Raw genomic sequence first — 12782 nt, 5'->3', positions numbered from 1 at the left:
CATGACGAACCGAACCCGCCTGCCCTGCCCCCTGGCCGCGATCGTCAGCGGCGGCGCCGTCCTGCTGGCCACCGCACACCAACCCACACCCGCCGACCACCGACCGGCCGCCAGCGGCGTCCCGGCCACCACCCCACCACCGGCTACTCCGCCCGCCAGAGCCACCGACAACGGCGTCACCTCGACGCAGCGACTGAACAGGCTCGCCGACACCATCGGCAACACCGCCAGCGACACCAGCGCCGACCTGCCCTACACCTACCTGCACCTGCACACCTGGGCACGCGCGACGAACAGGATCATCCGCACCGACGTCCGACGCTGGCGACACGCGGACGGCTCCGGCCGCGAAACCACCCGTCGGGCGCCGGACCTGACCGGTGTGGAACACCAGCCCCTGCCCGACGAGCGGCTCCTGTTCGACCGCGCCGCCGCGACCACACACCGATACCCGCCGGACGGCCTACACCCGTACCTCGCCGAGCCGGTCCCGGCCGACCCGGCACAACTGGCCAAGCTGCTGGTACCCACGGAACTGGTCGACGAGCCCGCCTACCCGAGGCTGCTCGCAGGCGGTGTCATCGGCCTGGCCACCAGCCAACACCTCCACCACGCCCAGCGGGCCACGGCACTACGCGTGTTGGCGCGGATCCCCGGCATCACCTACGGCGGCCCGACCACCGACCTCGCCGGACGCACCGGTCTGGCGTTCCGCGTCACCGCCGAGGGATCCACCACCGTGCTGATCATCGACCCGACCACGGGGGAGTTGCTCGCCGCACACGAACGCGTCAGCGGCATCAGGCCCGGCCTGTTCTCCTACGTCCTCATCCTGGCCCGAGGCCACACCACCGACACGTCGCACCCACCCCACGGCCGGTGACCGGGTGATGACGACCTGGCCAGCCGCCGAACCCTGGACCCGAAAAGGCAGGAGACGGCTGGTCTCCCGGCCGGCGGCAGGGGACCTTCCCCCTTCCTCTGCCGCCGGCCATCCCACCGCTACGCACACCTCTCTGCCTGAAAGGGATCCACCTTCCGTGCTCCAGCACTTCGCGGTCATCGGGATGATCGCGCTGCACCTGCATCTCGTCGGCCCACCCACCACCATCACCGACACCGCTACCGGTGTCGGTGACGTCGTGGCCACAGCCCGGACGGTGGACGTGGTCTGTGTGCGCTGCATCCTGCGGGGCCTTGCACCACCGGTTTCGACGCGCCCGTGACCGTCCCCGTCTGTTCCACGTACCTACTACCCGTTGAGGACCACCGCACGATGCCCACGCCCATGCCGCCAGCCGGAACGCCCTACCACCGGTTGACCAGGCGGATTCCCTGGTGGCGGACGCTGCTGGCGCTGGCTGCCGTGCTGATCGCCACCCAGGTCGCGCCGATCCCCGCCACCCTGCTCAGCCTGCGGCTGCCGCCCGAGGGGCTACCGATCCTCGGCGACCTCACACCACTGGTCCTCTCGCTCGTGGCGATCGCCTGCATCCTGCCGATGACCCTGCTGATCGTCCGGGTGGGGGAAGGCCGACGTATCGGCACACTGGCCGGCGTCACCGGCCGCCTGCCCCGGCGGCTGCTGGCCCTGTACGGCGCACTCGCGGCGATGTGTCTGGCCATGGTGTTGGTCATCGGCACCACCGTCATGATCGCGGTGGCCCTCACCACGGCCGGCCCACCCGAACAGTCAGGGACCCTGACGCTGGACGGCATCGGTGAGCGCCTCACCGTGTTACCGATCCTGCTGTGCCTCATCGTGGTCCAGACCGGCGCGGAGGAGGTCGTCACCCGCGGCGTGATCCTCCAGGCCGCAGGTCGTCTCACCCGCTCCCCGTGGCCGGCCATCGTCGTCCAAGCCGCCGTCTTCACTGCCCTGCACGGCGTCGGTGAGGTGTGGGGAATGGTGGGCGTGCTGGTGGTCGGGGTCGCGCTCGGCTGGATCACCGTCCGCACCGGCGGCCTGGCAGCCGCCCTGGCGTTCCACATCGTTGTCAACAGCCTGGCCGCACTCGTAGCGGTGGTCTACGGGGCTACGAGCCCCACCGACAACGCCGCCACCGGCTCTTGGCCCCAAGCCCTCATCCTCGCCGGGGCTGCCACCGGCTACGCCCTACTCGTCAACCTGCTGATCCGACCATTGGACGTCACCACCACCGTCCCGAACCCGCAGACCACCCTCACCCGCGATCCCGCCCCACGGCAGACCGGCGACACCGCCCAGAGCGTGGCCCTGCCGCATGCCGATCACAGCCATCCCTCTGCTAGCCCCTCGTCCGAGTCCCTCCACGATCAGGAAGCGCACACCCCCTCATGATCGAGTACCTGCGCCTGTCCGGCGCTGCGGTCCAAACCCCGATCTACCGATACCGGCACCCTGACACCGGCCGTCGGGTCACGCTGGTCGCCGCCATGCACGTCGGTATGCCCGCCTACTTCACCGGCCTCCTCGACACGATCGGCGACGCCGAAGAGCGTGGGGCGGTGGTGCACTCCGAGTTCATCCGGTCGCAGCCCATCCCGCCGGACGTGACCGAGGAGGAGAGGCGGGTGTTGGAGACGTTGAAGAGTGGCGGTCCGTGTGAGGATCGCGCCATCGCCACGTTGGGGTGAATGCATCAGCGTGAGGCGTTCGGTGACATCCCGCCGTCCTGGCAGGAACACGACCTCGACCCGCTGCAGATCATCCGCCTCGCAGGACCGACCGTGATCGGCGCCCACGCGCGCCGGGATCATCCTTCAAGAACAGCCGGATGAGGACACCGCTGGCGGCTTCGCTTCCTGGACGTTGTGTCCCGTCGGCGGGCGTCTCTAGGCTGCCACCGTCGGGTGGTAGGCACGAGGCGTTCGAGCGGGGTGATGAGGCGATGTCACTGACCGACACCATCGGCGCCGACTTGCAGGCGATGACCGCGGGTGTAGACCGGTCCCAGCAGGAGACCGCGGCGGTCGACCGCGCCATTGAGCAGATCGCCGCTCGCGCGGTGGCCTCTGGCTTTATCGGTATCACGGCCGGCCTCGGGCGAGTACGACAGGTGCTCGGGCAGGCCCAATCCCGGTTGAACGAGGCATCGGGTGTCCTGAGTGAGGCATCGCGGTCCGTAGGTTCCGTGGCGCAACAACCGTCGCCACAGGAGACCATCGCCGCGCTCACCCCAGTGGTCGCGGCGCTCAATACGGTGGATGGCAGCGTGGCCGCCGCAGCGTCCGCTGTCGACGAGGCGCGGCGGCTCACCATGGCGGCGCTGCAGGGCGGCCAGCCCGGTCCGACGCTGGCGCGTCTGCAGCAGGTGATGCAGATCCTGGCTGCCGTCCGTACTCGCAGGACTGAGGCCCAAGGCCGGGTCGACGCGGCGCTGGCGCAGGCTCGGCAGGTCGGTGAGCTGGGAAACTGACCACGGGCGTTGGTAGCGACCTCAGCCCACCGCCCACCCCACGCGACACCGCCACGAGTGCGACCGAAGACGCCCCATCCGCGCGGCTGCCCGAGTGGCTGACGGACGCCGCCCGGGACCTGCCTCGGCGGCAGGCGAAGGATCCGACCTCCGGTGTGGCCCTGATCAACGGGCAGCGGATACCTATGAAGTCTGGCCGTGACCCGGCTGCCGCCGTCGACCTCAAACCGGCGTATCAGCTCATCGCTACCACGACCGATCATCTGGAGGCCAAGCTCGCGGCCCGGATGCGCCGCGACCACGTCACCCAGGCGGCCGTGGTCACGAACAACCCGCCCTGCGACTACACCCCCTACGGCTGCGAGAAGATCCTCTCCCGGCTACTGCCAGCCGGCGCGCAGATGGACGTGTACGTACGCGACGATGACGGGCAGGTACGCCACTGGCGCACCTACACCGGCAACGGAAAGGCGATCGCATGAAGGTGACCTGGACCTACGACCGGGGCGACCACCGCGACAACCACGAAACCGACCTGACCGACGCCGATGCCCTGGAAGCCCTCCTACGCGAGATCGACCAGGCCGGCGAGCCTGTCGTCGTCACGATCTTCAGCGACATCACCGACGGCCCCGACGACCTGCCCCCCGGCCTGCAGATCGGCCTCGGCCACCGCACCCACGCCTTCGCGGTCTACATCGCCGACGACGGCGGCTACCTCAACGACCCCACCGTGCCACCACCGGACCAGCAACTCCACTTCGACCTCGGAGGTGTACCCACCGAGTACCCCACAGAGCATCTCCGGCTGCGACCAGGCACCGCCATACAGGTAGCAGGCACCTTCCTCAAGACCGGCGGAACACCACCACACCTGCCCTGTCCTGAGTAGCCGCGGCGAGATCGGGTGGGTGGCTCGCGGCAGGGGAACTGCGGGCAGGCCGCTGACGCCGGCCGGGAGATCGACCGTCTCCTGTCTTTCGGATCCAGGGATCTGGTGCCCTTCGGGCACCTTCACGCCTCCGTTCTTCGGAATTCGCGAACTCCTGCGAATGTGGTTGCCGCTCCTGCAAGGAACTGTAGCGAGCCGGAGATCAGCGAATACCAGTCGTCGCCACGAGTGAGAGCCAAAGCCGATCCTGTAAACCAGAGGAGCGCGAGAATCAGAAAGCCGCAGCCGATCAGTCTTCGTCGGTTCCGCATCAGAAGACCACCCTCGCTGTCTGTGAAGTGGACGGCCACGTCCCCCGCGATCGGTGGCGGCCGAACCTCGTCGAGGCCGTCGAGTCACGTCTGCAAGATCCGCGATCTTGTGGAGGCGAAGGCTCCCAGCGTGGTCGACAGTCACCGCTCTCGCTCCACGAGTGCGCGCGCGACCAGAGCAAAGACTCCGGGCAGGACGGCAGGGATGAGCCCCATCAAGCCGGTGGCCAGCAGGATCCACTGGGTCACTCGGTATCGCCCGTGGCTGTAAGCGACCGCCGCCCCTGCGGCTAGCACACTGACCATCAACAACCACACCAGCAAGACTTCGTCGAAACGATGGGGCAGTGCCTGCCCCCGCACCTCGCTGAACTCTTCCAGCGCTCCGATGGTCGCTAATGCTGACAAGCCGGATAAACCAGTCAACGCAATCGTCAATAGCCGACGCGAGGTGTTGACCGCCATTCTCGCCCTCCTCGGCGACGGCTTGAACTCGGCGCTGCCAGTACACCAGCCGGGGCCCGCGTGGATCATCCACCGTCCGCACGAGGATGTCGGCAGATGCCACGCGGACTCTGTCTAACCCGTCACGTGCACCGCCCACAAGCGGCGAGCGCGCTATCCGTCGGGGATCTCGGTGAGTGAGTTTCAGCAGCGGACGGCGCTGCCAATGACCGCGTCACGCGGCGGAACGGCGTCCGCCCGCCGCCTCAAGGTCCCCGCCGCGTGGGCGTCGGCGGGGGATGAGTTTGGTGGTGGCTTCGGCGGTGGAGTGTTTGAGTTCCTGGAGCACGCTGGTGTAGGTGTCGGCGGTCAGTTTGTAGCTGGCGTGTCCGAGCGTGTCTTGGATCTCCTTGATGCCGGCCCCGGCGGCGAGCATCAGGGTGGCGGCGGTGTGCCGCAGGTCGTGGAACCGGATGGGTGGGAGTCCGGCGCGGGTGACGTGCCGGTCGAAGCGGGTCGTGATCAGTTCCGGGTGCCAAGGCCGTCCATCACGGCGGACGAAGAAGACGTCGCTGTGATGCCACCGATCTCCGGCGGAGAGTTTCCACGCGGCGCGCCGGGCGAGGTACTCGCGTAGCCCCGCCACCGTCTCCTTGGCCAGCGGCACCACCCGGTCACCCGCGGCGGATTTCACCGCCTTCTCAATGACCTTGTAGCCGACGCTGGTGCGTTGGTCGACGATGGTCAACTCGTTGGCGGTCAGGTCGACGTCGTAGTCGTGGAGTCCGGCGAGTTCACCGCGGCGGGGTCCGCGGTGCACGGCGAGGTCGAACAGAGCGGACAGTTCCAGGTCGTGGGCGTCGACGTAGTCGAGGAACTCGCCGACCTGCTGCGGGGTCCACACCATCACCGGGCTGGGACGTCGGCCGGTGTGACGCCACCGGTTGACCGCGGAGGCGGTCCAGAGTCTCGGCTTGGGTGGGGCCCCGGAACGCAGGATCACCGACTCCGCCGGGTTGTGGTCGACGAGCCTGTGCCGGTAGAGGCGACGGGCGTCGTTGAGTGCCTTGCGAAGGGTGGCCAGGATGCGGTGCATGCTCGCCGGTCCGACCGTCCGCACTCCCTTGACGCTGTCCCGCACGGACTGCAGCGTGCTTTGGCGGGCGGTGAGGATCTCGGCGTTGCGGGCCTCGATGCCGGCGAACACCGACTGGATGTGTCCGGCGGTGAGGGTGTGCAGCGGTACGTCGCCGAGCTTGGGGACCCAGTACTTGTTGATGTGGTCGCGGTAGCTGCGCAGGGTGGCCGGTGCGAGGCCGGTGACGTCGGTGATCCAGGTGGTGAGGTAGACGCCGAGGGTCAACGGCGTACCGGCACCGGCCGTGGGCGTACCGGCGTGGCCGCTTGCTGGGGTGGTGTGGAGGTCGCGGGCGAGGGTGTCGCGGTCGGGAAGCGGTTCACCGTGCCGGAGACGGTGCAGCAGATCGGCGACGTGACGGCGCAGGAGTCTGTCGGTGCCGCCGAGGTCGAGCAACGCCTGCGCGCGGTCGCGTTCGGTGGCGGCGGCGTCGCGGCTGTCGAACCCGGCCCGCCGTAACTGCCGTCTGGCCCCGGTGGCGTCGGGTGGGAGTTCGAGTTGGTACGCCCACATGCCGTGGTGGGGGTTCCATCCATTGCCGCGGCGCAGCTTGGGGCACTTCACGCCGAGGCGTTTGCCGTTGTGGCGGCAGCCGCAGCGTTTGGTGATGGATCCATCGGCCATCGGAACAAGGTCTCCTTCGTGCCGACGCCGGGCGGGCATCGGATTGTCGGGTGTCGTTGGATGGTGATCAATGCTCGGTCGCGGGGGCGGGTCAAGTCACCTGCGGTGGGCGGTCGAGGTCGGTGGCGGTGAGGACGGCGATGATGGCCGGCACGGACACCCGGTAGCGGGAGCCGATCCTCATGACCGGTATCGGCAGCCTGTTGGACCGGGCCAGCTCGTAGGCGCTGGACCGCGACAGACCGAAGATGGCGCCCGCGGTGGCGACGTCGGTGGTCGTGCCGAGCGCGCGGACCTTGTCGAGGCTCCACGCGCCACTGCCCGACGCCGATGTAGAGGTCGAGGGTCGGTCGGATGACATGACGTACTCCTTGAATGGCGGTGGGGATCGGATCGGGGAACTGGCGCGCCCAGCACGGGGCCAGCCCCGAGGATCGGTAGGTATGCCGGAATCGACGTCGTCGGCGCCGGCCGTGCGCCGCCTCCCGCACGGATGAGTGGAGGCGGGTGGCTAGTCAGGGGCGTGCCACCGTTGGCGGCCGATGTGGGCGGTGCCGTGATCGGTGCGAGGTCGGCTCGGTCGGGACTAGCCCGGTGCCGGTGGGCGGGTGGCGAGGATGCGCCATCCGGCTGCCCGCAGGCTGGCTCCGGACTCGCCGTTAGCGCACCTTGCACGGCGCGAGCCCAACGCATGCGGTCCAGCCGACAATCCCCAGCGTGGCACCCTGGACTGTTCAGCCGGAGCTGAGGTCAGGGGCCAACGTGAATCGTCGACGTCCATAGCAGCGGTGCCTCTGGAAAGCGTGCACGCACCTCCCGGATCGCCGCGTGCAACGCCCAGGCCGGATCCTCAACGCCCCTGACCAGCTCATGGTAGAACCGATCGGATATTGCCCAGGCGATCTTGTCGGGGATCCTCCATGGGTTGGCGATCACGTGTGCGTAGCCGGCGACTTGGAACGCGGTGGCGAGGTTTACTGCCTCGTCGGCGAGAAGGGTGCTGGAAGCGGCGGTTTGGCAGGCGGAGAGGAAGGCGAGTCGCGCGTTCTGAACGTGCACATCCACCAGATCGCGGACGGTGAGCATTCTGTCGTTCAGGCGCAGGCCGCTAGAGGCCGGGTCAGTCGGGTTCGCATAGCCGTGGCAGGCGAAATGCACCACATTGGTATCGGGAAGAGCCGCTAGCACGGCCTCGGTCGTCGCGGCCGAGTCGGTGAGAACCGTGCTTGCCGGGAAGCGATGCGACATTGCGTTCGCCTCTCGTACGGCTAAGGCCAATGGCACCTCGTCCGCTGCCTGCGTGACCCCGATGGCCAAAACGCGGGGGGGGTCGGAAAGTACAGACACTGACCGTGCGCGCGCATTGATCAGGGCACCGACTGTCGGGGTGTAGGAGGATACGACGAGTCCGAAGACGGTTTGCTTTGGATCGTCGTGACGGCCAGCCAGGTGCAGCGGCAGGAAGGCGAGCGGACCCGCTGGGCACCACCACAGGCGAGGTAGCTGTGATTCGACGCCATGCTCGAACCCGAGGTGGTGCAGGACCGGTCCGGCCGTGGTGTCCCATAGCCACGCGAGAAGGTCGCTGATCTGCCCCGCAGATTCGATCACCTGCGCGAACCTGAAGTACCGCTCCTGGACTTCGTCTGGGTCGAGCCCCGGCAGCCGGATCACCTCGATGCCGTTCGTGGTCAGCACGATGGCATCCGAGCGGTAACGGCTCACGTTCAGTAGGACGATCGGACCCGCCGAGGCAGCGGCCAGCAAGGACTCGGCTGACGCGGGACGCAGGAAGTCTTCGAACCCCTGCAGTGCACGGATCTGTTCGATTGTCCGGAGCCATTCGCCGTGCACGCTGCCCCGTCCGGATGCGCGGAGCGCGGCGAAGCGTGCCGCCAAACTCGGCGCGACCATAGCGAGGTTGGCTTGCTCCTTGCTCTCGAGCTCGAGTGAATGCCGGAGCAGGACGCCATGCCCGTACTCCCACAGCTCGGCCGCGCGGGCGATATCACCGGTCTGCAGTGCGCACGCGGCCGCGTCGGAGGCTAGTCCGGCGAAGCGGGCGAGTTGGAACTCGCTGCCATGCCGGACTATCTGGTCGACCGCGCGGAGTGCGGTCGCCAGGGAGTCAGTGGCTAGATTCCAGTCGCCGTGCTGGGCCGCGGCTCGGCCGAGGTGGGTGGCGATGAGTGCACGCTGAGCAGGTGCCTCCTCCGTGAGTCGTAGGGCTTCGCGGAGGACGTGGACGGCTTCCGTAAGCATGGCCCGGTCGTCCAGCGCGTTGGCGCCGGCCAGCAATGACCCGCCAAGGTTGAGGAGTGCGCCGGCTCGCCCCGGATGGCTGGCCGGCAGGATCGCCACGGCCTCACGACCCGTTTCGATGGCCCCGTCGAGGTCGTCGTGGGTACTGTCGCGTTCGTAACGTTCGCGCAGGAGCAGCCCTAAGTTGCCTAGGTGACGGAATAGTTCAGGATGGTCGGATGCGGTGATCATCACCGCTGACCGCGCGATCTCGACGGCCTCGTCGAGATCCGCTGGATTGGCGGTTGACTCGTAACGAAGACGAAGCGCAAGTCCGAGGTTAGACAGGTGCTGGCCGAAGGCCGGGTCTGTCGCCGAGGCGAATGCAATGGCTTGGCGGTGTAGCCCAACGGCCTGATCAAGATCGTTCCTACGGCCGGCGCTCTCGTAACGTGCCTGCAGTGCAAGGCCCAGGTTGGAAAGCCGGGCGGCGCGATCGTGAGCCTTCTCCTCGGATATGGCATCCCGGCCGTAATCGATAGCATGGTCGAGGTCGATGGATCGCCCGGTGACCCGATACCGAACGAGGTACAGTCCGGAGAGCATCGTCGCCCCCACGGCTCGGGGCGTGCCGACCGTGGGATTGGACACCGCCGCCTCGGCGGCGTCGATTCCGTCGTCAAGGTCGCTGAGCGCACCGGTAGAGGCGTAGCGCCGGTACGACGCGAGGGCGCGCCCCAGCAATGCCGACGAACGGTAATCAGCAAAGGCTGCGGTCGATCCTCGCAATCCCTCTGCGGTGTGTAGCTCGTCCTCCGGCCTCAGATAGGCAAGGACGGCGTCTGGCACCAGATCGGGCCGCAATGACACCAATTCGCGGAAGACGGCGACTGCCGTCACCAAGTCCTCCCGGTCCTCCGGATCAGGCAGCAGGAGATAGCGCTGTAGGTGCGCTAGGCCAAGAACGGAGGCGGCCTCGGGGTGGGCGAGCAGTCGCCCGTTCAGCTCCTCGGCGAGGGCGAGCAGATCCGCGAGCGCGGCCGGATGTAGGAGGGTCGCCGGATCATGATCCACCGCGAACTGTTCCAGCCGCGCACGCAATGCGCTCAGCAACCCGTCGACCGTCATTTACATACCGCAGGAGCGCGCCGGTTCAGCCAGGGCGGGCCGCTGCCCGTCGAGCCCAGCCACGACCTCATCGGCCAGTGTGTCAATATCGTGGATCCGCGGCGTCGGAGCTTCCGGGCGCAGCATGGCCTCGAGCTTCAGATCGGTGAGCCGTCGCTTTGCCGTGACGATTGCCTGGACTACAGGGTCGTCATCGTGGTCTGATGCCATCAGTTGTCCTCCCGACCCGGTTCGAGGAGCGGCCGAAGTTGGTCCAGCGACTTTCTGATTTCGGAGTCGACGGTGCGCAGAGATACGCCCAGCTTGTCGGCGATCCACTGGCGCGGCTGCCCTTCGACGAACCGGTAGATGATGATCTGCCGCTGCCGGTTCGTCAGGGTCCGGCGTAACAGGTCGTCCAACAGCGTCCAGTCGTAAGGTTGGCCGGGTGGTGTTGGGCGGGCTGCCAACGTCCGCAGGCGCTCTTCTTCCATGCGCTGCCGCCTGAAGACTTTCCACGCCGCCCGACTGGCCACTCTGTAGAGCCAGGCTTCGTGGTCATCCACCTCGGGCAGCTGGTCTCGGACGCGGTAGGCGATGAACAGGGTCCCCTGCGTGATCTCCTCCGCTCGATGCTTGTCTTGGTCGCAGAGCTTCAGCATCTTACGGAGTAGCGCCGGCCGGTGTCGGAGGTAGAAGGAGTCGAAGTCGGTCGCCGGTACAGGCGCTGCCGGAAGGACCTGTTCAATTGTCGCGCCGTCGCCGTCCCACGCCGCTCGCAATGGTGGCGGAATGTCGACCCGCTCCACGACGGCAGCGGCATCCCGCAGGACGATCGCGGGGTCGGCGAGGGTATCCTCCCCGGGTTGCCCGGTCGCTTCGATTTCGTCGGGGTCTCCGGCATTCCTATCCCGCACTGCCTCACCTCCTGGTCGAGGCCCGCCGCAGCCGACCGGACGACCGGCCACGCTTGTAACAGCAAGCGTGCCGCAAACTGCGGCGGTGCGCCCGCTCGAAACTTAGGAGTGCCGGGCGGGCCGGAACGCGCAATGCCGCCCGGCACTCTTCTACGACGTCCTGTGGCGCCCGGTCAGGTATAGGCCGACCAGAGCGATCTCCAAGGTCAGACACGCCCCGAACGTGGTACCAGCCACCGTGAAGATCTCCATCGCGTCGCCGCTCAACACCACCGTGGTCAGGGCTGCGACCGCCGCGATCAACCCCGCAGCGACGACTCCGCACAGCGTCACGATCAGCCAGACCACCAGTGCTTGAAGCCGATCCTCGCTCATCTCCGCCATCTCCGGTCCTCCTCGCTGCCTTCTCACAGGGAAGGAGCACTCAGGATTTAGGAACGCGAAGCACTACGACAAGGAGGACCGGTAGAGCGACGACCCGGATAACTCGAGCCGGCGTCCTGGACCTGTCCTGACGGCCGCCGGCCCTTCCTCGCGGGCGGGGGATACAACCGGTGCCGCTACCGCGTTCGAGGAGCTGCTCGCCGACCGGTTGCGGGCTCTCGGCCCCGACCACCCCCACACTCTGGCCCCCGCCACGACCTCGCCTACTCGCGAGAACAGGCTGGTAAGGCTGGTCGCCTTCCGTAGCCGTCGCGGCTAGACGGGGGTTGAGCTTGCGCCAGACGAATAGGCGTTTCCATCAGTCCGCGTCGCGGCCTGTGGTGCCGGTGCCAGTCCTGCACGAACGCGCACGCCCGGGCGAACGTGACGGGTGCTGGTAGCGGGTGTTGGCAGGCGGGGTCATCGCCGTGCCGCCTGCCGGTGCCGTAGTCGCGCAGCGACCAGAACGGCGGGCTGGTGACGATGTTGTTGACGCTGGAGTCGGGCATCGCGGCGAGTACTTGGCGGGCATCGCCGAGATACAGCTCGACCGGGCCGAGCCGCCGGTACCGGTCGTGCTCCAAGGGGGGTGGGATCGGTCATGCCGGCACCGCCCACCGGTGTGGGCACAGCAGCAGCCGCAACGCGACGGCCGCCTGTTGAGGGACGACGCCGTTACCGAGGACCCGCAGCGCCGCGGTACGCGGCACCGCGAGCGTCGGGTCGGTCACGTGGCCCGCGTCCAGGCCCATCAGCCATTCCACGAACGACGGCGCGAGGACCGGTTTGCCGTGCCGCCCCAATTGGGTCGGCGCCGGCGCCGGACGGCCGAGCAGCAGCTCCCAGCGGGCCACCGCCGTGGCGTATACACCCCACCGGTCGGCGTCGGGCCGGCCCAGTCCGGCCACGGTGGTGCGCAGGTCCGCTCCACCGTCACCGTGCCTGCCGGGCCCGTGCGCGTCGGAGGCGCGTGGAGTGGGGAGCGTCCGGACCGGAACCCGCACGGCTGCCGAGGGCAGGGTGAGGTCGCCGTGGGACCCGCGTTGCCCGGGGCAGCCCTTGATGCCGTCGGTCGCCCTGGGGGTGGGCAGCAGGACCTGCGACAACGGTGGCCGCCACCCGGTGCCGGCCCGCCGGCCGGGGGTGCCGGTGTCGCTGGCTCTCGGCGTCGGCAGCAGCTTCGAGGCGACGCCGGACAGAGACGGCCGGCGGGTCGCCCCCGCCGAGGGGGACATGTTCGACCCGTAGGCCACCGCGGTCGGGGTTGGTAGCAGGCCGTGGCGTGTG

At 68.3% G+C, this 12782-nt stretch carries 16 protein-coding genes; 8 read left to right on the top strand and 8 right to left on the bottom strand.

The genetic code is table 11. The features are described from left to right. Position 1 precedes the first annotated feature (1 nt). The 8 genes from ACQVFL_RS29510 to ACQVFL_RS29475 all read left to right on the top strand — a co-directional run bounded on the left by ACQVFL_RS29510 (position 2) and on the right by ACQVFL_RS29475 (position 4290). Positions 2-883 (top strand): hypothetical protein, encoded by an 882-nt coding sequence (locus ACQVFL_RS29510; protein WP_431728086.1) that lies wholly within the window; start codon positions 2-4, stop codon positions 881-883. A 157-nt stretch (positions 884-1040) separates the two neighbouring features. Beyond that, complete coding sequence (locus tag ACQVFL_RS29505; RefSeq protein ID WP_431728085.1) at positions 1041-1226, top strand: hypothetical protein; 186 nt, start codon at positions 1041-1043, stop codon at positions 1224-1226. Positions 1227-1276: 50 nt separating this feature from the next. Beyond that, positions 1277-2320: a CPBP family intramembrane glutamic endopeptidase gene (locus tag ACQVFL_RS29500; RefSeq protein ID WP_431728084.1), complete on the top strand. Its 1044-nt coding sequence runs from the start codon at positions 1277-1279 to the stop codon at positions 2318-2320. Beyond that, the gene (locus ACQVFL_RS29495; RefSeq protein ID WP_431728083.1) at positions 2317-2616 is read left to right on the top strand and encodes a hypothetical protein; all 300 of its coding nucleotides are present in this window, start codon (positions 2317-2319) and stop codon (positions 2614-2616) included. Before ACQVFL_RS29500 ends, ACQVFL_RS29495 begins: the two co-directional genes overlap by 4 nt. Beyond that, positions 2617-2760 carry a hypothetical protein gene (locus tag ACQVFL_RS29490; RefSeq protein ID WP_431728082.1) on the top strand — a complete coding sequence of 48 codons (144 nt, stop codon included), beginning with the start codon at positions 2617-2619 and terminating at the stop codon, positions 2758-2760. Between the two features lie 110 nt (positions 2761-2870). After that, positions 2871-3398, top strand: coding sequence for a DUF6244 family protein (locus ACQVFL_RS29485; protein ID WP_431728081.1), 528 nt, complete (start codon positions 2871-2873; stop codon positions 3396-3398). After that, positions 3395-3880 carry a DddA-like double-stranded DNA deaminase toxin gene (locus ACQVFL_RS29480; RefSeq protein WP_431729909.1) on the top strand — a complete coding sequence of 162 codons (486 nt, stop codon included), beginning with the start codon at positions 3395-3397 and terminating at the stop codon, positions 3878-3880. Before ACQVFL_RS29485 ends, ACQVFL_RS29480 begins: the two co-directional genes overlap by 4 nt. Beyond that, entirely contained in the window at positions 3877-4290 is a 414-nt protein-coding gene (locus tag ACQVFL_RS29475) for an Imm1 family immunity protein (RefSeq protein WP_431728080.1), read from the top strand. Before ACQVFL_RS29480 ends, ACQVFL_RS29475 begins: the two co-directional genes overlap by 4 nt. A 452-nt stretch (positions 4291-4742) precedes the next feature. Here the strand turns inward: ACQVFL_RS29475 and ACQVFL_RS29470 are convergent, their stop codons facing one another. The 8 genes from ACQVFL_RS29470 to ACQVFL_RS29435 all read right to left on the bottom strand — a co-directional run bounded on the left by ACQVFL_RS29470 (position 4743) and on the right by ACQVFL_RS29435 (position 12730). Beyond that, a complete protein-coding gene (locus ACQVFL_RS29470; protein WP_431728079.1) occupies positions 4743-5066 on the bottom strand; it encodes a hypothetical protein in 324 nt (107 codons plus the stop codon). Between the two features lie 214 nt (positions 5067-5280). Then, the gene (locus ACQVFL_RS29465; protein ID WP_431728078.1) at positions 5281-6807 is read right to left on the bottom strand and encodes a tyrosine-type recombinase/integrase; all 1527 of its coding nucleotides are present in this window, start codon (positions 6805-6807) and stop codon (positions 5281-5283) included. Positions 6808-6898: 91 nt separating this feature from the next. After that, a complete protein-coding gene (locus ACQVFL_RS29460; protein WP_431728077.1) occupies positions 6899-7168 on the bottom strand; it encodes a helix-turn-helix domain-containing protein in 270 nt (89 codons plus the stop codon). 389 nt (positions 7169-7557) lie between these two features. Beyond that, the gene (locus tag ACQVFL_RS29455) at positions 7558-10176 is read right to left on the bottom strand and encodes a CHAT domain-containing protein (RefSeq protein WP_431728076.1); all 2619 of its coding nucleotides are present in this window, start codon (positions 10174-10176) and stop codon (positions 7558-7560) included. Beyond that, on the bottom strand, positions 10177-10386 hold the full coding sequence (locus ACQVFL_RS29450; protein ID WP_431728075.1) for a hypothetical protein: 210 nt from the start codon (positions 10384-10386) through the stop codon (positions 10177-10179). Then, positions 10386-11072, bottom strand: a complete 687-nt coding sequence (locus ACQVFL_RS29445) for an RNA polymerase sigma factor (protein ID WP_431728074.1) — start codon at positions 11070-11072, stop codon at positions 10386-10388. The genes ACQVFL_RS29450 and ACQVFL_RS29445 overlap by 1 nt, the downstream gene beginning before the upstream one ends. 150 nt (positions 11073-11222) lie before the next feature. Beyond that, positions 11223-11456: a hypothetical protein gene (locus tag ACQVFL_RS29440; RefSeq protein ID WP_431728073.1), complete on the bottom strand. Its 234-nt coding sequence runs from the start codon at positions 11454-11456 to the stop codon at positions 11223-11225. A gap of 638 nt (positions 11457-12094) precedes the next feature. Beyond that, a complete protein-coding gene (locus tag ACQVFL_RS29435; protein ID WP_431728072.1) occupies positions 12095-12730 on the bottom strand; it encodes a hypothetical protein in 636 nt (211 codons plus the stop codon). Positions 12731-12782 lie beyond the last annotated feature (52 nt).

It is taken from the genome of Verrucosispora sp. TAA-831, from assembly GCF_050780145.1.
Lineage (GTDB): Bacteria > Actinomycetota > Actinomycetes > Mycobacteriales > Micromonosporaceae > Micromonospora.
The sequence above is the reverse complement of the archived record's forward strand: the minus strand, read 5'-3'. Positions and strand labels throughout refer to the sequence as shown.

What these genes read in the sequence shown, in the direction of transcription:
- ACQVFL_RS29510 (WP_431728086.1), top strand. Translation starts at nt 2, where the DNA reads ATGACGAACCGAACCCGCCTGCCCTGCCCCCTGGCCGCGATCGTCAGC.
- ACQVFL_RS29500 (WP_431728084.1), top strand. Translation starts at nt 1,277, where the DNA reads ATGCCCACGCCCATGCCGCCAGCCGGAACGCCCTACCACCGGTTGACC.
- ACQVFL_RS29495 (WP_431728083.1), top strand. Translation starts at nt 2,317, where the DNA reads ATGATCGAGTACCTGCGCCTGTCCGGCGCTGCGGTCCAAACCCCGATC.
- ACQVFL_RS29490 (WP_431728082.1), top strand. Translation starts at nt 2,617, where the DNA reads ATGCATCAGCGTGAGGCGTTCGGTGACATCCCGCCGTCCTGGCAGGAA.
- ACQVFL_RS29485 (WP_431728081.1), top strand. Translation starts at nt 2,871, where the DNA reads ATGTCACTGACCGACACCATCGGCGCCGACTTGCAGGCGATGACCGCG.
- ACQVFL_RS29475 (WP_431728080.1), top strand. Translation starts at nt 3,877, where the DNA reads ATGAAGGTGACCTGGACCTACGACCGGGGCGACCACCGCGACAACCAC.
- ACQVFL_RS29470 (WP_431728079.1), bottom strand. Translation starts at nt 5,066, where the DNA reads ATGGCGGTCAACACCTCGCGTCGGCTATTGACGATTGCGTTGACTGGT.
- ACQVFL_RS29465 (WP_431728078.1), bottom strand. Translation starts at nt 6,807, where the DNA reads ATGGCCGATGGATCCATCACCAAACGCTGCGGCTGCCGCCACAACGGC.
- ACQVFL_RS29460 (WP_431728077.1), bottom strand. Translation starts at nt 7,168, where the DNA reads ATGTCATCCGACCGACCCTCGACCTCTACATCGGCGTCGGGCAGTGGC.
- ACQVFL_RS29455 (WP_431728076.1), bottom strand. Translation starts at nt 10,176, where the DNA reads ATGACGGTCGACGGGTTGCTGAGCGCATTGCGTGCGCGGCTGGAACAG.
- ACQVFL_RS29450 (WP_431728075.1), bottom strand. Translation starts at nt 10,386, where the DNA reads ATGGCATCAGACCACGATGACGACCCTGTAGTCCAGGCAATCGTCACG.
- ACQVFL_RS29440 (WP_431728073.1), bottom strand. Translation starts at nt 11,456, where the DNA reads ATGGCGGAGATGAGCGAGGATCGGCTTCAAGCACTGGTGGTCTGGCTG.
- ACQVFL_RS29435 (WP_431728072.1), bottom strand. Translation starts at nt 12,730, where the DNA reads ATGTCCCCCTCGGCGGGGGCGACCCGCCGGCCGTCTCTGTCCGGCGTC.